At 54.5% G+C, this 18,013-nt stretch carries 13 protein-coding genes, 2 tRNA genes and 1 pseudogene; 9 read left to right on the top strand and 7 right to left on the bottom strand.

Annotated elements, in window-relative coordinates:
* Positions 1–10 precede the first annotated feature (10 nt).
* The 3 genes from HV157_RS23760 to HV157_RS23750 all read right to left on the bottom strand — a co-directional run bounded on the left by HV157_RS23760 (position 11) and on the right by HV157_RS23750 (position 2,698).
* Positions 11–682, bottom strand: coding sequence for a class I SAM-dependent methyltransferase (locus HV157_RS23760; protein ID WP_182269028.1), 672 nt, complete (start codon positions 680–682; stop codon positions 11–13).
* 89 nt (positions 683–771) lie between these two features.
* Complete coding sequence (gene traF / locus HV157_RS23755) at positions 772–1,977, bottom strand: conjugal transfer protein TraF (protein ID WP_182269027.1); 1,206 nt, start codon at positions 1,975–1,977, stop codon at positions 772–774.
* Positions 1,978–2,317: 340 nt separating this feature from the next.
* Positions 2,318–2,698 carry a tail fiber domain-containing protein gene (locus HV157_RS23750; RefSeq protein WP_025203729.1) on the bottom strand — a complete coding sequence of 127 codons (381 nt, stop codon included), beginning with the start codon at positions 2,696–2,698 and terminating at the stop codon, positions 2,318–2,320.
* Positions 2,699–3,274: 576 nt separating this feature from the next.
* Here HV157_RS23750 and mtfA point away from each other — a divergent pair.
* Positions 3,275–4,072, top strand: coding sequence for a DgsA anti-repressor MtfA (gene mtfA / locus HV157_RS23745; protein WP_014170764.1), 798 nt, complete (start codon positions 3,275–3,277; stop codon positions 4,070–4,072).
* On the opposite strand, the gene HV157_RS23740 is transcribed toward mtfA, so the two are convergent.
* On the bottom strand, positions 4,069–5,280 hold the full coding sequence (locus tag HV157_RS23740) for an MFS transporter (RefSeq protein WP_068794772.1): 1,212 nt from the start codon (positions 5,278–5,280) through the stop codon (positions 4,069–4,071). The two genes, mtfA and HV157_RS23740, sit on opposite strands and share 4 nt — an antisense overlap.
* Positions 5,281–5,418: 138 nt before the next feature.
* On the opposite strand from HV157_RS23740, the gene HV157_RS23735 reads away from it, so the two are divergent.
* The 6 genes from HV157_RS23735 to HV157_RS23710 all read left to right on the top strand — a co-directional run bounded on the left by HV157_RS23735 (position 5,419) and on the right by HV157_RS23710 (position 13,625).
* Positions 5,419–7,161 carry an IucA/IucC family protein gene (locus tag HV157_RS23735; protein ID WP_182269026.1) on the top strand — a complete coding sequence of 581 codons (1,743 nt, stop codon included), beginning with the start codon at positions 5,419–5,421 and terminating at the stop codon, positions 7,159–7,161.
* A complete protein-coding gene (locus HV157_RS23730) occupies positions 7,161–8,108 on the top strand; it encodes a GNAT family N-acetyltransferase (RefSeq protein ID WP_182269025.1) in 948 nt (315 codons plus the stop codon). Before HV157_RS23735 ends, HV157_RS23730 begins: the two co-directional genes overlap by 1 nt.
* Entirely contained in the window at positions 8,105–9,847 is a 1,743-nt protein-coding gene (gene iucC, locus HV157_RS23725; RefSeq protein ID WP_275943649.1) for an aerobactin synthase IucC, read from the top strand. Before HV157_RS23730 ends, iucC begins: the two co-directional genes overlap by 4 nt.
* The gene (locus tag HV157_RS23720; RefSeq protein WP_020883310.1) at positions 9,844–11,169 is read left to right on the top strand and encodes a SidA/IucD/PvdA family monooxygenase; all 1,326 of its coding nucleotides are present in this window, start codon (positions 9,844–9,846) and stop codon (positions 11,167–11,169) included. The genes iucC and HV157_RS23720 overlap by 4 nt, the downstream gene beginning before the upstream one ends.
* 26 nt (positions 11,170–11,195) lie before the next feature.
* Positions 11,196–13,385, top strand: a complete 2,190-nt coding sequence (locus HV157_RS23715) for a TonB-dependent siderophore receptor (protein ID WP_182269024.1) — start codon at positions 11,196–11,198, stop codon at positions 13,383–13,385.
* A gap of 164 nt (positions 13,386–13,549) precedes the next feature.
* A tRNA-Asn gene (locus HV157_RS23710) sits at positions 13,550–13,625 on the top strand.
* A 44-nt stretch (positions 13,626–13,669) separates the two neighbouring features.
* Here HV157_RS23710 and HV157_RS23705 read toward each other — a convergent pair.
* A complete protein-coding gene (locus HV157_RS23705; protein WP_182269023.1) occupies positions 13,670–14,578 on the bottom strand; it encodes a LysR substrate-binding domain-containing protein in 909 nt (302 codons plus the stop codon).
* Between the two features lie 170 nt (positions 14,579–14,748).
* On the opposite strand from HV157_RS23705, the pseudogene HV157_RS23700 reads away from it, so the two are divergent.
* A pseudogene (locus tag HV157_RS23700) lies at positions 14,749–15,357 on the top strand (glutathione S-transferase family protein).
* A 286-nt stretch (positions 15,358–15,643) separates the two neighbouring features.
* On the opposite strand, the gene cbl reads toward HV157_RS23700, so the two are convergent.
* Together cbl and nac are read right to left on the bottom strand one after the other, a co-directional pair.
* The gene (gene cbl, locus HV157_RS23695) at positions 15,644–16,594 is read right to left on the bottom strand and encodes an HTH-type transcriptional regulator Cbl (protein ID WP_025203722.1); all 951 of its coding nucleotides are present in this window, start codon (positions 16,592–16,594) and stop codon (positions 15,644–15,646) included.
* A 96-nt stretch (positions 16,595–16,690) separates the two neighbouring features.
* Positions 16,691–17,608 carry a nitrogen assimilation transcriptional regulator NAC gene (nac, locus tag HV157_RS23690; protein ID WP_182269022.1) on the bottom strand — a complete coding sequence of 306 codons (918 nt, stop codon included), beginning with the start codon at positions 17,606–17,608 and terminating at the stop codon, positions 16,691–16,693.
* A 320-nt stretch (positions 17,609–17,928) separates the two neighbouring features.
* On the opposite strand from nac, the gene HV157_RS23685 reads away from it, so the two are divergent.
* Positions 17,929–18,004 (top strand) — tRNA-Asn (locus HV157_RS23685).
* The last annotated feature ends 9 nt before the right edge of the window (positions 18,005–18,013 follow it).

The raw sequence follows: 18,013 nt of genomic DNA, 5'->3' as shown, positions 1-18,013 counted from the left end.
TGAAATTAACTCACCGGTATGCGGCCTGTTTTTTATTCGCAGCCTTAAACAGGGCGACTTTACCTTCTACTTTAATGTCAATCTGATGAAAAGCCTCTGACAGGATCGTCTGCAAATCCTCGATATTGTCGGTTCTGTTAGAAAATATGCCTTTTTTATTATAAACGCCCATCAGTTTACGCCCGAAAGCGTTATGGCCGATATCGTCGCCGAGGATGGTCGCGCCAAACAGGCAGCCTTCATCGGTTAATGCAGTAGCAGCGTTGCGGATAACCGGGAATTTCTCTTTCATCGTGCCGGGCAGGCAATGAAGCAGATAAAACAGAGAAACAGAATCAAACTGGTCATGCAGATGAGATGGAAAGGGATTGAAAACATCATGAAGAATAGATTCTTTGATCCTGTCTCTGCCCACGCGAGCATTTGCCGCATCGAGACTTGCTCTGTTTAAATCCAACAAAGATACAGTGCAAAGGGACGGGGCATAATTCAGGTAGAACCCCGTTCCCACCCCGATATCCAGATGATGATTTCTCATGTTGTTTCTGAAATACGGAATAAGATGACGCTCTGTGGCGCATTTCCAGGCGTAGCGATTCGATATGTTTAACACCCACCAGTCATAGAATTTCAATGCGAGCGGTGTATAGACTTTTATTCCATCATTTGTTTCTTTTTTCACGTAAGCCACCTGAAATAATAAATCACAGAAGTAGGGTAAATCAGGATGATGACAGCTGAATAAAGGCCACTCCCGTGGCCTTTATTCGATCAGAAATGGAACGTAAATTGTGCGACACCGCCAATCGTGCGATCTCGCCCGGCCATAGCCGTTAAATCAAACTGCATGGCCTCTCCGGCGGATAAGCCAACCCCACCGGTGACAACACGACGATCGTTACCGCGCATATCCAGCCGGTAGCCCGCCCGCAATTGCACCCAGTCCGCTGCACGCAGTTCTGCCCCAAAGGCTGCATACTGGTTTTTATCAACATACTGGAAATTGCTCACCGGGGTGAGGTCGATATCTGCACTCAGGGTTACGCGCTCGTTATTCCAGGCCGTACCAGCCGTCAGCTCGGGACGAATGATAAACGCCGGCTGATAGCCGTTGATTTCTCGCGTTTTCACTTTGTTTTCAAACAGGTTCTGCGCGGAAAGGGCTACCATCCACTCTGGCGTGACGGAGGCAAAAAAGCCTGCGTCAATATTGGCGCTCATCGTTTGATGCTGCCAGTTGCCGTCGCGCAGATCCGATGAATCATAATTATTAATGGCGACGTTATAGTTCCAGGTTTCAATACGCTGGATTTTAGGCGTGATCCCAACACCCACCGGCAGTTCGCCGAGCGTAAAAGGATGCGCAACCGTCACGCCATATTCCGTCACCAGCGCCGCCATGCCTTCCGCACGGGAAGTGAGTTTATCAAGGTCATCTTTTCCCGGAATGATAATACCTTTGGCGACATCATCCAGATAATCCAAATCAGACTGGCTGACCAGGGCGCGTGCATGCCCTTTCGCCCAGCTGTTGACGGATAAGGCCACCGGTAATTCGTCATCCGGCACCGCCAGCACCATGCTTAATCCCAGGTTCGCGTTGGCATGTTCACCCGCCAGGCCCGCTACGCTATCAGCCAGTTTGCCAGCAGCTTCCGCCTCATTGCCACTACCCAGTGCGTTTTCCAGGTTATCCCATGCCGTCGTTACGTCATCAAAACCATCAATCAGATTCGCCGGATCGCTGGCCTGCGCACCGATTGACGGTGCAATCAGGCTGATTTTATCCTGCCCGCGGGAGGTCGCCAGCAGCGCCGGGTTGGTCAGCGGGGCAGCACCGAAGTGTGCCGAAGCAACACCGACCCCGCCCATGGCGGAGCTACGTGCGTCAAAACTATTGCTGGACGCGCTGGCGTAAGGAATTGCCGCAATCAGACCTGCGGCAATGAGAGACTGTGTGAGTAATTTATTATTCATAATTCCCAGAGAAATAATCTTATCAATATAGCGTTCAGGATGTCATCATTCGACGAGGTCGATAATTTGGTGAAAGAGACGACTCTCCTGCCGAGACAAAATAGGTCTTTTTCAGAATATCAATAAGTTCATTATTTCAAATGAGCAATAAGATAAAACTAATGCACGTAATAGGTCGCTTCAGGAAATTAAAAGAGGAATAAATTCTAACCCTGATAATACACACAGATCTGTCAGCTTTTTCCGGCATTCACCCTGTTACTCACCAAAAGACCGTCTTTTTTACGCGACACAAGAAATGCCCGCAATGGTTACACGGCGGGCGCACACCAAAAACCGACTAGTTTGCTTTACGTGCACATTGCGCGACGTCTGCTTTCAGCGCGTTGATTTCATTCTGCTGCTCACGTACGGCTTCAATCAATGGCGCGACAAGCTTTTGATAATCAACCTGTTTGATTTCACCTTTAGTTTTAACCAGCTCCGGATAGACTTTCTCAACATCCTGAGCAATTAAGCCGACATCCCCTGTTTTATCCTCTTTCCAGGTATAAGAAACGCCTTTCAGTTTGAGGATTTTTTCCAGAGAATGATCCAGTGGCTTGATATTTTCTTTCAGATTTTCATCGCTGAAAGGGCAACATGGCGCACCAACATCAGCCCATGCAACGGAGGAAAAAAGTAAAGGAACAGCAACGAAAGCGATTTTTCTGAACAGCATATATTCTCCATTAATATACGTAGCGCGTTAGCACCGTGAATTATCAGGTAGGAATAATGGGTATCAACAATATCGTTTTGCTGACCGTCAAACCATAGCAATAAAAACAGCCCCACTCTATAGAATCAATATTCCTTTAAGCGCACATAAATGACGGCTTTTAATGCGTTATAGTGAAACCTTAAATACAGGACGTTTTGTGTATTTATAATGAATCAATAATAGTTTCCGTAGAATAAAATTGCCTGCTAAATACTTACACAAATAATAATAAACCTCTTTAGCATTGACCGCGCTTCAGAGGAAAGCGTCTCACCTGTGAGACAAAGTGAAGGCAACGACAGGCGCAGAGAACGTTCATTGCGCTTACGCTTGACGACCAGAGTCACAAAACGAACGTCAGTTTTTCAAAGCACTATCCACTCCGTGACCTAAATGATAACGTGCATGCAGAAAAGGTGTAGGATCCCCTCCGCATCTCTCTTGTTTGGAGTTGCCCTGGTGGCAGAATGTCTGGCATTTTAACAGAACCTTACCTTCCCCTTTTGTTCAAGTGACGAGTTTGCGAGCAAAGCGATGATTAAGTGGCCCTGGAAAACGAATGACGCTGGCCGAAATATGGCGCTGCCGTGGGATGAAGCGCTGGCGATCCCTGTTCTGGCTAATCTTCAGCCGGATGAACAATCAAAACTGGTTCAACTGGCGGATCGCTTTTTGCAGCAAAAACGTCTGGTTCCGCTGCAGGGCTTCGAGCTGGATCCCCTGAAAAACGCGCGTATCGCCCTGCTTTTCTGTCTGCCGGTACTGGAACTCGGTATTGAGTGGCTGGATGGCTTCCATGAAGTACTCATCTACCCTGCACCGTTTGTGGTGGACGATGAATGGCAGGACGATTTCGGCCTGGTGCATAACCAGCGGGTGGTGCAGTCCGGGCAAAGCTGGCAGCAAGGACCGATCATTCTGAACTGGCTTGATATTCAGGACTCCTTCGACGCATCAGGCTTTAACCTGATCATTCACGAAGTGGCGCATAAGCTGGATACCCGCAACGGGGATCGCGCCAGCGGTGTACCGCTGATCCCGCTTCGTGAGGTCGCGGGTTGGGAACACGATCTGCATGCGGCAATGGATAATATCCAGGATGAGATAGATCTGGTGGGCGAAAGTGCCGCCAGCATCGATGCCTATGCAGCAACCGATCCTGCGGAGTGCTTTGCGGTGCTGTCAGAATATTTCTTTAGCGCGCCTGAGCTTTTCGCCCCCCGTTTCCCGGCCCTCTGGCAACGGTTCTGTCAGTTTTATCAGCAAGACCCTCTGCTGCGTCTGCGGCAAAATGAGGATCCTGCCGGCAATTCATCTCACCAGCTCCATTAAGACGGGTCGACATGGGTACGATTGACCGCCCGTACCCATAGGCTCATCACCAGAAACATCAGCGCCATCACCCAGGCGGCCTGCGTTAAAAATACCTCGCCGAATAAACGCGTGACGACAGGCACCAGCAGCGCACTCAGCCCGTAGCCCAGCGTGTGGCTGGTGGCAATCACTCCCGCCCCTTTTCCGGTGGTCAGCCGTTCATTCAGCAGCAGCTGGTATCCTGGCGTCGCCATGGCGGCTCCCAGCGACGTCATGACAATTCCCACGTAGAACAACACCAGACCGGCAATACACATTAGCCCCAGTCCCGTCACCATCAGTACCGCGGCCAGGCAGAGCAATGTCACCGGGCTGAAATGCTGCGGACGGACCACCAGAAATTGCGCAGCGAGCGTTGCCAGCGCGGCCAGACTCAGCAGCAGCGCGACATGATGGCTTACCTCTCGCGGGTCACCATCCAGCAGAGGGCTGAGATGCGGTGACAGGCCAAGCTGCATCAGGCTCACCAGTGCGGCCAGAAGCAACGCCAGCACAAGGTACGGCAGCATTGAAACCTGCACACGCGTCGCCTGATGCGCGACCGGCGGCAGCGGCGGATCGGCGACCTCTCGAAGGACCAGCAGGAGAGCAATAAACGGTGCAATCGCCATCAACCAGAGGGGAGCCACCGGATTGACGCTAAGCATCATCGCCGCCAGCGGCGGCCCCAGCAGACGACCGCAGCTGAGGCCGGAGCTAATGGTCGCCAGCGCGGCCATGCGTTTATCCAGACCCGCGCGCTGAATGGCCCATGTCTGAGCCGCGGGCACCAGCCCTGAGACGGTCAGGCCGTACAGCGTGCGCGAGAGGATCAGGCCCGCCAGCCCCCAGACAGCACTCATCATCCCGCTTGCCATCGCCCAGACCACCAGCGCCATCACGACGAAACTCGCCAGATAGCCACTTAGCGAGGCCTGCATCACGACCTTACAGCCGTGTCGCTCACTCTGGCGTCCCCACCACGGCGATGCGGGTAAAAAGAGCATGGAGCCGAACATTAACAGCCCCGCCCAGACGGAGAGCGATAACCCGGTCAGGGTGACCAGTTGCGGCAGCATGACCAGCAAACCGTTTTGCCCAATGCCTAACAATCCGGCGCATAACGCCAGTGGCCAGTTCGCTTTCGGGGTGAGGTTTTCCGTCAGTGTTTCAGGGTAAGTGCGCATGAGAATGTGAACATAGTGTCAATAAATGTGTGGAAATCATGAAGTTTATGAAAACAAATATTGCAAAAATAGTTGCGGCTGTAAACAGAATGCATATCATAACGATAATTATTATCAATCATGGAATGAGGTACACCTATGCATACTCTGCCCCGCTCCGCCGGTACAGACGTTGCGGCCCAGTGTTTTTTGAACGCCCTGTTGCGTGAAACGAAGGACTGGCGCTATCTCCCCGCTACCGTTGCGGATGAGCTATCGCAGATTCATATTCCGCTCTCTTCAACCCAGGCCATTCGGGTTCCGGTACGCTATTTCTCTCCAACTCAGCATCATCAGTATCACTTTCCGGCGACGCTTATCCAGCGCGACAGCGACAGCGGTGACGCCGTCACTTTCACGCAACTGATTGACTTAATTCTGGAAAAACCTTCAGTTAAAGGCTCACTCGATACCGAAACGCTGGCTCGCTTTAAGCAACGCGCCCTTGAAAGCCATGCCCACACCTGGCAGGCCATCGATTTGCGCCACAACTGGGCAAACCTGCGTGACAAACCGCTGAATTTTGCGCAAGCAGAACAGGCGCTGCTGGTGGGACATGCGTTTCACCCGGCCCCCAAATCTCACGAGCCGTTTAACGAAAGTGAAGCGCGCCGCTATTTGCCTGATTTTGCCTCCCGCTTCCCGCTGCGCTGGTTTGCGGTTAAGCGTGAATTGATTGCCGGCGACAGCCTGGCCGTCTCTCTTCGCGAACGCCTGCTGCGCTTCGCAGCGCAGAGTGCCCCTGAGCTCCTCGGTCACTTCACCGACACCTGCTGGCTGCTGCCGATGCATCCGTGGCAGGCCGAGCATCTGCTGGGTCAGGCCTGGTGCCAGCGTCTTGTGGCTAACGGCGACCTGCAGGATTTGGGCGAAGCGGGCGTGCAGTGGCTGCCCACCAGCTCCTCGCGCTCGCTGTACAGCGAAACCAACAGCGACATGATCAAGTTTTCCCTCAGCGTGCGCCTGACCAACTCCGTGCGCACGCTGTCGGTGAAAGAGGTTAAACGCGGTATGCGCCTGGCGCGTCTGGCTAAGACAGCGCGCTGGCAGACCTTACAGGCACGCTACCCGACCCTGCGTGTTATGCAGGAAGACGGCTGGGCGGGGCTGCGTGATGAAAATGGCGTCATCCAGGAAGAGAGCCTGATGGCCCTGCGCGTGAACCTGCTGTTTGAGACGCCAGACAGCCAGACCAACGTACTGGTGAGCCTGACGCAGGCGGCACCGGACGGAGGTGACAGTCTGCTGGTTGCGGCGGTACGTCGTCTGAGCCAGCGCCTGGATTTACCCCTCGCCGAGGCTGCGCGCTGCTGGGTGCAGGCGTATTGCGATCGCGTCTTACTTCCGCTGTTTAGCGCGGAAGCGGATTACGGCCTGGTTCTGCTGGCACACCAGCAAAATATCCTCGTTGAGATGCAGCAGGATTTCCCCGTCGGGCTGATCTACCGTGATTGCCAGGGCAGCGCCTGGACCGAAGGGGCCGATGAATGGCTAAAAGAGGCGGGTGAACATGATGTGGAAAACCGTTTTGGCGAAAGCCAGCTGCTGCGCTACTTCCCCTACTACCTGCTGCTGAACTCAACGCTTGCCGTGACTGCCGCGCTCGCCGCCGCCGGTTTCGACAGCGAAGAGAGCCTGATGGCGCAGGTGCGTGACGCACTGGCCGAATTACGCAAAACAGCGAAACAGACCCGCTGCCTCGACTACGTGCTCGACAGCCCAACCTGGAACTGTAAAGGCAACTTTTTCTGCTATCTGCACGATCGCAACGAAAACACCATCGCCGATCCGGCAGTGATCTATTTCGACTTTAGCAACCCGTTTTACAAGGAGAAGGCGTGATGGCAAACGCGAATATCGTCCATTCTGGCTATGGCTTTCGCTGCACCGTAACGGAGAACACTCTGCCCCTGACGTTAGGTCTCGACGGCAGCGCAGTGCTTGAGCGCGTGAGTGGTATGCCAGAAGGCTGGTTAGTCGACGCGCTGGATCAGCTGTTTATCGCCGCGCCGGCTCTGACCGGCGTCACGCTCCCCTGGTCTGCCTGGCAGGATGAACCGCAGGCGCAGGCGCTGTTTACGCTTGCCAGCGGAGATTATCTGGCGCGCGAAACGTTCTGGCAGTTACCCCTGTGGCTGCAGGGAGAACGGCCCCAGAACCACGGCGGCATGCAGTTCGATGAAAGCCGTCAGCTTTACTTCCCGCTGCGCCCTCACCGCCCGCAAGGTGAAGTCTATCGCCGTTACGACCCGCAGATTAAACGCACCCTGAGTTTCCGCGTGGCCGATGTGGCGCAGGACGGCGAACGTTTCACCCGCTGGATGAACACCCCGCGCGTTAACGCCTTCTGGGAGATGGCCGGCCCGCAGGCGGAGCAGGAAAATTACCTGCGCCGTCAGCTCGACTCGACCTATTGTTATCCGCTTATCGGCTGCTTTGATGACCAGCCGTTCGGCTACTTTGAAATTTACTGGGCGGCGGAAGACCGTATTGGCCGTCACTATCGCTGGCAGCCATTTGACCGCGGCCTGCACATGCTGGTTGGGGAAGAAAACTGGCGCGGCGCGCAGTATATCCGCAGCTGGCTGCGCGGTCTGAGCCATTATCTGTGGCTGGATGAGCCACGCACAACACGCATCGTTGCCGAGCCGCGTTTCGACAACCAGCGCCTGTTCCGCCATCTTTCGTCTGCCGGTTTCGAAACCGTGAAAGAGTTCGACTTCCCGCATAAACGCTCGCGCCTCATCATGAACCAGCGTCACCGCTTCTTCAGCGAGGTGGGACTGTGAACGTGTACTGGCAGAAAGTGAACCGCGACATGGTGGCGAAAATCCTCGCCGAGCTGGAATATGAACGCACCCTGAGCGCCCGGCAGCTGGCAGACAATCGCTGGCAAATCACCATGGGCGCGGAGACCTGGCAGTTCCAGGCCACGCGCGGGATCTGGGGCTGGCTGCATATCGACCCCGAGAGCTTGACCACCGTCAGCGGTAACGCAGTGGACGCAGAAACTGCACTGCTGCAGCTTGCGACGGTACTGGAGATGAGCGACGCGCAGACCGCGGAGCATCTGGAAGATCTCTATGCCACGCTGCGGGGTGATATTCAGCTGTTACAGGCGCGCGAAACGCTGGATGCTGATGCGCTCATTCATCTCGACCCGGACGAATTACAGTGCCTGATGAGCGGCCATCCTAAGTTTATCTTTAACAAGGGACGCCGCGGCTGGGGGCTGGATGCGCTACGCCAGTATGCCCCGGAATACCGTGGCCGTTTTCGCCTGCACTGGGTCGCCGTGCAACGTGCGCACCTGGTCTGGAGCAGCGATGTTGATTGCGATATCAATACCCTGCTGGCGAGCGCCATGGATAACGCCGAGCGCGCCCGGTTTGATGCCCGCTGGCAGGCGCTGGATCTTGATGATAACTGGCTGCCCGTGCCGCTGCATCCGTGGCAGTGGCAACAAAAGATTGCTGTCCATTTCCTAGCGCAACTCGCGCGCGGCGAAATGGTTGAGCTGGGCGAGTTTGGCGACGAGTACCTGGCGCAGCAATCGTTGCGTACCCTCACCAATGCCAGCCGCCGCGCGCCGTTTGACATCAAGCTGCCGCTGACCATTTACAACACCTCCTGCTATCGCGGTATTCCGGGTAAGTACATTGCCGCTGGCCCGCTGGCCTCACGCTGGTTACAGCAGCAGTTCGCCAGCGATGCCACGCTTATTCACTGTGGCGCGCAGGTGCTTGGCGAGCCCGCGGCCGGGTATCTTTCCCACCCGGGTTACGCCGCGCTGCCGAAAGCGCCTTACCGTTATCAGGAGATGCTGGGGGTTATCTGGCGCGAAAATCCGTCCTGTTATCTTCAGCAGGGTGAAGAAGCGGTGCTGATGGCTGCGTTGATGGAAAGCGATAATGCCGGACGCCCCTTGATTGACGCATGGATCGCCCAATCCGGTTTGACCGCTGAAGCCTGGCTGGAAAAGCTCTTTGACGCGACGGTTATCCCCTTCTATCACCTGCTCTGCCGCTACGGCGTGGCGCTTATCGCCCACGGCCAGAACGTGACGCTGGTGATGAAAGACGCCATTCCGCAACGCATCCTGCTGAAAGATTTCCAGGGGGACATGCGCCTGGTGGATGAAGATTTCCCGCAGGCAGCAAGCCTGCCTGAACAGGTGAAGTCCGTCACGGCGCGCCTGAGTGCGGATTACATCATTCACGATCTGCAAACCGGTAACTTTGTCACGGTGCTGCGGTTTATTTCACGCCTTACCCTGCAAAGCGGCGTCAGCGAAACCCGTTTCTACCAGATCCTGGCCGAGGTATTGCGCCGCTATATGGCCGCACATCCCGATCTCGCCGAACGCTTTGCGAAGTTTGATCTGTTAAAGCCGCAAATTATTCGCGTGATCCTCAACCCGGTCAAACTGACCTTCTCCGAACACGACGGCGGCAGCCGCATGTTGCCGAACTATGTCACCGATCTTGATAACCCTCTTTTTCTGGTCTCCCAGGAGTCAGCGCAATGAAAACGTATGATTTCATCGGCATTGGTATTGGCCCGTTTAACCTCAGCATCGCCGCACTGGCTGAAGGACTGGACGGTTTTAGTTCGCTGTTTCTTGAACGCAAGCCGCATTTTTCCTGGCACCCTGGCATGATGGTGCCGGACTGCCATATGCAAACCAGCTTCCTGAAAGATCTGGTGAGCGCCGTGGAACCCACCAATCGCCACAGTTTTCTTAACTATCTGGTGCAGCGTAAAAAGTTCTATCGTTTTCTGACCACCGAGCAGCGTACCGTTTCTCGCGAAGAGTTTGCCGATTACCTGTGCTGGGCCGCGGAAAATCTCACTAACCTGTCCTTCAGCCAGCAGGTACAGCAGGTCAGTTTTGATGAAAAAAACGGTCTGTTCGACGTGGTGACTCAGCGCGATCGCTTCCTGGCGCGTCACGTCTGCGTGGGAATTGGCAAACAGATTAACCTGCCTGACTGCGCTCCGGCGCAGGATGACAGCTGCTTCCACGCCAGCGAGATGATGCTGCGCACGCCGGATTTAGCGGGTAAACGCGTCACCGTCGTCGGCGGAGGTCAGAGTGGTGCGGATCTGTTTCTGAATATCTTCCGCGGGGAGTGGGGTCAGCCACTGAGCCTGAACTGGGTTTCCCGACGCAACAATTATAACGCGCTGGATGAAGCGGCTTTCGCCAACGAGTATTTCACACCGGAATATGTAGACAGCTTCTCCACGCTTGGCGAAGAGGCGCGTCGTCAGATGCTGCACGAGCAGAAGATGACCTCCGACGGCATCACCACGGAGTCTCTGCTGGCGATTTATCGCGCCATGTATCACCGCTTCGAAGTGCTGCGGGAAAAACCGTGGGCACACCTCCTGCCCTCTCGCTCGGTCACCGCGATCGCGCAGCAGGAGAACGGCAAGCGCCTGACGTTACAGCATCACCTTGACGGCGGCCGTGAACAACTCGATACCGACGTGGTGATTTTCGCGACCGGCTATCGCACCGTGCAGCCTGCGTTTCTGGCACCGCTCTCCCATCGCCTGCGTCTGGACGCCGACGAAACCTTCTGCATCAACAATGATTTCACCCTTGAATGGGACGGTCCGCAGAGCAACCGCCTGTTCGCCGTGAATGCCGGGATGCACCGTCTTGGCATTGCCGAACCCCAGCTCAGCCTGATGGCCTGGCGCGCCGCGCGAATTCTGAATCGCGCGCACGACGACGAGCCGTTTGAGCTGGCCACCACCCCTGGCGTGATCCACTGGCGAAGCACTCCCCGCCCGGACAGCAGCCAGGTTTATCAATCTTTAGCAAGAACCACCGAGTACTGACACACACATTCAGGAACTACATAACAATGAAACGTTCTCATCTTTGGGTTTTAAATCCTTGCTTGCTTGCAATGCTTTCTACCTCTGCGTGGGCGGAAGAACAAAAGGAAGAAAATATTGTTGTCTCCGCCAGCCGCGCGCACCGCAGCGTGGCGGAGATGGCGCAGACTACCTGGGTTATTGAGCGTGCTGAGATTGAACAGCAGGTTCAGGGTGGAAAAGAGATTAAAGAAGTCCTGGCGCAGTTGATCCCGGGCATGGACGTCAGCAGCCAGGGCCGCACCAACTACGGTATGAACCTGCGCGGCCGCTCGATGATGGTGATGGTGGATGGCGTGCGTCTTAACTCGTCCCGCAGCGACAGCCGCCAGCTTGACTCTATCGATCCGTTCAACATTGACCGTATCGAAGTGATCTCCGGCGCCACGTCCCTCTACGGCGGCGGCAGCACCGGCGGTCTGGTGAATATCGTGACCAAAAAAGGCCAGCCTGATACCGAAGTGGAGTTCCAGACCGGAGCAAAGAGTGGCTTTAACAGCCATAACGATCACGATGAGAACGTGTCAGCCGCGGTGAGCGGCGGCAACGACAATGCCTCTGGCCGGTTGTCAGTATCGTATCAGCGCTACGGCGGCTGGTACGACGGCAAAGGCAACGAGGTGATTATTGATAACACCCAGACCGGATTACAATATTCCGACCGTCTGGATGTGATGGGAACAGGCACCCTCAACATCGACGATCACCAGCAGCTGCAGCTTACGACGCAATACTACAAGAGCGAGTCTGACGGGAAGCACGGCCTGTTCCTCGGGGAAAACTTCTCCGCGGTTACGGGTGATGCCAAAGCCTACAATAAAGGCAACCTGAACTCTGACCGCCTGCCGGGCACAGAGCGGCATCTGATTAACCTGCAGTACTCCAACACCGATTTCTGGGGCCAGGATCTGGTCGCACAGATTTACTATCGTGACGAAAGCCTGACCTACTACCCGTTCCCGACACTGACCAAAGGCGTGGTGAGCAGCATCGGTGCGTCGCAGCAGAAAACCGATTTTTACGGCGGCAAGCTGACGCTGAACAGCAAACCGATGGATGATTTAACGCTGACCTGGGGTGTGGATGCTGACCACGAAACCTTCGACGCTAACCAGCAGTTCTTCAATCTGGACAAAGCGGCAGCAAGCGGCGGTATGGATCTGGAGAACGCCTATAACGTGGGCCGTTACCCGGGTTACAGCATTACCAACCTCGCCCCGTTCCTGCAGGCCAGCTACGACATTGATGCCATTACCCTGAGCGGCGGCGTGCGCTATCAGTACACCGAAAACAAGGTGGATGACTTCGTTGGTTATACCCAGCAACAGGCCATCGCTAACGGGAAAGCCACATCGGCTGATGCGGTACCGGGCGGGAAAACCAATTACAACAACTTCCTGTTCAACGCCGGGATCCTTGGCCGTCTGACCGAACAGCAGCAGCTGTGGTTTAATTTCTCCCAGGGCTTCGAAATTCCGGACCTGGCGAAGTATTACGGCTCCGGTACCTACCAGCTTGTCGACGGGCACTATCGCCTGCTGAACAGCGTGAACGTTAACGACTCGACGCTGGACGGCATTAAGGTTAACGCGTATGAGCTGGGCTGGCGCTACACCGGCGATAACCTGCGCACGCAGGTTGCGGCGTATTACTCGCTCTCGGACAAAACCATCACCATCAACAAGACGGACATGACCATCAACCTCGAAGACGACAAGCGTCGTATCTACGGGATTGAAGGCCAGGTGGACTATTTCTTCACCGACAGCGACTGGAGCACCGGCGCGAACTTTAACGCCATTAAGTCTGAAACCCGCGAAAACGGTAAATGGGAGAAGCTGACGGTAGACAGCGCCAGCCCGTCGAAAGCCAGCGCCTGGGTCAACTGGGCACCGGGCGACTGGACCCTGCGCGTGCAGAGTACGCAGACCTTTGACGTGTCAGATGCCGACGGTAAGAAGATCGATGGCTATAACACGGTCGACTTCCTGGGCAGCTACGACCTGCCGGTGGGTAAAGTGAGCTTCAGCGTGGAAAACGTGCTGGACAAAGACTACACCACCGCCTGGGGTCAGCGTGCGCCGGGGCTGTATAGCCCAACCTACGGTACACCAGGTCTGTATACTTATAAAGGCCGTGGCCGTACGTTTGGTCTGAACTACTCCGTACTGTTCTAATCCTGCGCGCCGCCTGCGGGCGGCGTAATTTACTGTGTAATTTCAGCGCGAATTTGCTATAAAATCAGCGATTTGCTGAAATTGTCGGCAAACGAACGAAAAGTGCGTTTTCCCCCTTTGACAAGACGAACTGAGGCCGATACTATGCGCCTCGTTCACACGATTCCTCTGTAGTTCAGTCGGTAGAACGGCGGACTGTTAATCCGTATGTCACTGGTTCGAGTCCAGTCAGAGGAGCCAAATTTGAAAAGCCTGCTTTTTAGAGCAGGCTTTTTGCTTTTCTGTTAGCCGTTACTTTCCACAGCCCCTGTCAACTGACGCCAGGCCGTCACTTCCTCATCCATCCACTCACTAAAGAGAGCCACCTCCGGTTTCGCTTCCGTTAACTGCGATGTCACCAGCCAGTAAGGCCAGGGATAAGGTGCAGTGAAAGGGGTAAGCTGGACCAACTCGCCCCGGGTGATGGCATCCTGTACCAGAGAGCGACGCTCCAGCGCGATACCTTTACCGAGTCTGACAGCCTCAAGGACTAAATTTGAGTCGTTAATGCATAACCCGCCGGGCACAATATCTTTTTCCAGTCCCGCATTGAAACACCAGGTTTTCCACGACTCCATGGAGAATATGATTTTACTCTTCGCCACCTCAGCTGGCGTTGCCGGGAGGACGCCGCCGTTATAACCGGGTGCTGCAACCACAATCAGTTCATCTGAAAAAAGATAATGGCAGTCGCTTCCTTCCCAATTACCTTTCCCCATGCGTATCGCCACATCTATCCCTTCCTGCTGCATGCGGGTGATCGTCAGACTGGCCTGGATCCGCAGCGTGATGTGTGGATATTTTTCCCAAAACCGCGCCAGACGCGGCAACAACCAGTGACAACCAAAAGACGGCACCATCGCCAGCGTCAGTTCCAGTATTCTCGGTTTCACCTGCACTAACCGGGTGGCATCTGCGATATGATTCAGTGCTTCGCGCACCTGTAACGCGTAGAGACGCCCCTCTTCGTTGATCTGCACCCCTCGCCCATAACGGATAAACAGCTTCACCCCCACCATTTCCTCCAGCACTTTAATCTGCTGGCTGATGGCGGAATGGGTAACGTGAAGCTCTTTCGCCGCAAGCGTTACGCTGCCAAGGCGAGCCACAGCTTCAAAACTACGCAAACTTGCGATAGGAGGAAAATCCGACATGAAACCACGCCCTCATAGACTGAATCTGATAAACACTAACCGGCCAATCTGTCAGTAATACTCACTCAGGCCGTAAGATACTGATGATATTCGCCACAACGAATTTATTGTAATGTCTGTTTATCATCTTCAATGAAGCGTTATTTCACACAGACAGGAAAACGGGAATCATGATAAAGCTGATTGGCATGATGGATTCTCCTTATGTACGCCGCGTGGCGGTCTCCCTGGAACTTTATGGCGTTGCGTTTGAAAGCCAGCCGTTGTCCGTATTCAGCACATTTGAGGAATTTTCCCGGATTAACCCTGCGGTAAAAGCGCCAACGCTGGTTCTGGAAAATGGAACACGTCTGATGGACTCGTCTCTCATACTGAATTATTTTGAGGCTCAGGCCGCGCCTGAACGGTGACTCCTGCCCGTGACGCAGGATGCACTGGCGAACGATCTCCAGACGCTGGGCTTTATCCTCGCCGCCGCGGAGAAAGCTGTGCAAAATGTGTACGAACACAATCTGCGCCCGGCGGAGAAACAACATAATCCGTGGATAGAACGTATTACCGTCCAGCTGCTGGCTGCCTGTCGGGAATGGAACGCGCTGCTGGAAGCGCGCCCGGAAAACGCGGTGGCCGATCAGGTTGCTGTTACCAGTACGGTTATCTGGACATTTATTCAGTCAATGATCCCTCACGTCGTTAACGCCGGGGATTTTAAAAAGATTCAAGCGGTAGCCGACGTTTTCGAAAACCAGGCGGCATTTAAAAAGTACCCTTTTAGTTAACGCTTCGCTCGGCGTGTTATGGGGCTTTTCAGCCTTTTTTTTGCCACACGGGAATATTATCCTCATCTAAAAGAATCATATTTCTTTATATATTCTTATATGTAACCCAATGGAAAATATGAGGAATATTTCAATATAAGGCAATCTTATGACGTCACAGGGTATCGTTATTCATCAGGATATTATTGAGAACAAGCGGTCAGGAAATTAAACGGTTTCAATAAAAAAGCCTGCTTTAATTGCAGGCTTGTGCTTCTTGTCGACGGGGACGGGTGCTATAAGGGGCTTAAATCTGATAATCAATCGCCACTTCTTCTGGCTCCATCACCTGACGTTTAATCTCATCCACGGACAGCCCGGCGTTGCAGAGTTCGATAAAGCGCCACACATAGTTGCGCTGCAGTTGTCCACGCTTCAGGCCGAGCCATACGGTATTGGCATCAAAGAGATGACGCGTATCCAGTCGTACCAGGTTCTCCGTCTCGCGTTCACCACCGGACTGTTCCGCCACCAGACCAATGCCCAGCCCCAGCTCGACGTAGGTTTTGATTACATCAGAGTCCTGTGCACTCAGCACCACATCCGGCGTTAAGCCTTTGCGGTTAAAGGCTTCATCAATGCGCGAGCGTCCGGTAATACCCTGCCGGTAGGTAATCAGTGGCCATTTCGCGATATCTTCCAGCGTCAGGGGCGTAACCTGATTCAGCGGATGGTCGACGGGAAGTAACAGACTGTGGTACCAGCGAAACCACGGGAAAGCCACCAGCAGCGGATCGTTGCTCAGGCGTTCACTGGCAATGCCGATATCTGCCCCACCGTTTTGCAATAGCACGTCAATTTCCTGCGGTGTGCCCTGGATAAGCTCCAGACGGACGTCAGGGAAAAGTTCACGGAAGGCTTTAATCACCGGCGGCAGGCTGTAACGCGCCTGGGTGTGGGTGGTGGCGATAGTGAGGACGCCCGAGGCGTCATTGGTAAAGAGATCCGCCAGGCGACGCACATTGCTGGCCTCGTTGAGGATCCGCTCAGCGATGGTCAGCAAGGCTTTTCCCGGCTCCGTCATGCCAAGCAGACGCTTGCCGCGACGGATAAAAATCTCTATCCCCAGTTCTTCTTCCAGCTCGCGGATATGGCGACTGACGCCGGACTGAGAGGTATAAAGCATATTGGCGACCTCGGTCAGGTTGTAGTCCCGCCTGGCCGCCTCACGGATAATTTTAAGTTGCTGGAAATTCACGATTCACTCCGGCGCATCTGACATAACGCTATTGTTAGAGTCAGCCGACCTGCAGAACAAATAATAAAAACCAGCATCTTATGCTTTTATGGAATATCAACTCACCAGCTGCAGCTCACGGTTCTCCAGAGACGGTTTGCTGACCAGCGACATCAGAATCTCTTTTACCGCCTGCGCCTGAGGTGACAGCGATCCGCGCGCGGACATATTCAGCGACAGCGGTAAGCTCATCGAAGGCGTGGTGATGCGCGCCATCCAGCCGTTTGCCGCGCTGCACAGCGAACGTGCTGCGGATTCAGGCAGGACGGTCACACCCATACCGCTGGCTATAGCGGCGGTTAGCGTGGAGATGGAATCAATTTCACCGATAATTCTTGCCGTCAGGCGGCGCAGGGAGAACGCTTCATCCACACGCACGCGCACCGCGCTGTAGTCACGTGGCAGGAAAAGATTCATTTCTGCTACGGCCGTCAGATCGACGCTCTGCCCCGGACAGTCGCGGGTGCCCACAAGGTAGAGATCTTCTTTCAACAGCGGCTGGCTGATGATCCCGGCCACCGGTGAGCGGTCGTACAGCACCGCCATATCCAGCTGGCCGCTAAGAAGTTTGTCATTCAGCACAGAACCGCTGTTCTCATGCAGGTAAACCAGTACTTCTGGCAGCTCTGCGCGGACGGCCTGCAGCAGCGGCATGGTAATAGAGGACGCGGCCGTTCCCGGAGCCAGCCCAATGGATACGTGGCCGCTCAGCGTCTGGCCCACGTTATTCACCGCCAGCTGCGCCTGTTCGCACTGGCGAAGGATGGTGCGCGCATGGGTATAAAGGATTTTGCCTGCTTCCGTTGGCGTCACGCCACGTTTGGTGCGGATCAACAGCTGCTGATCCATCTCGCCTTCCAGAGTAGCCACCTGCTGGCTCAGCGCAGGCTGCGCGATGTGCAGCACTTCCGCCGCTTGAGTCAGGCTGCCGATATCGACGATTTTTACGAAGTATTTCAGTCGTCTTAAGTTCATTTTGCCCCCTGTTCGAAATGCTGTGCCGGTACTGGCTTTTCATTGTTGATAGGGTTTTGCAATATGAATGCCAGTTTTACGAAGAGGTCTGATTTGTCGCTAAGCGGCTGAAAATAAGGAAAGCTAATCATAAGCAGCGGTTTTATTACTGAAACAGCAGTTTATGATCTGCCCCATTAGGGGTATGTGCGCACCATTACGGTGCATTCCGGCGTCAAAAACGCCATTTTGCTGATTTTGTCAGCAAACGATCAAAAGGCGTTGATCCACCCTTTGACAAGGCCGGCTGACGTCGATAATATGCGCCCCGTTCACACGATTCCTCTGTAGTTCAGTCGGTAGAACGGCGGACTGTTAATCCGTATGTCACTGGTTCGAGTCCAGTCAGAGGAGCCAAATTTGAAA

Source organism: Enterobacter sp. RHBSTW-00318 (assembly GCF_014101375.1).
In the GTDB taxonomy this organism is placed as follows: domain Bacteria; phylum Pseudomonadota; class Gammaproteobacteria; order Enterobacterales; family Enterobacteriaceae; genus Enterobacter; species Enterobacter ludwigii.
The sequence above is the reverse complement of the archived record's forward strand: the minus strand, read 5'-3'. Positions and strand labels throughout refer to the sequence as shown.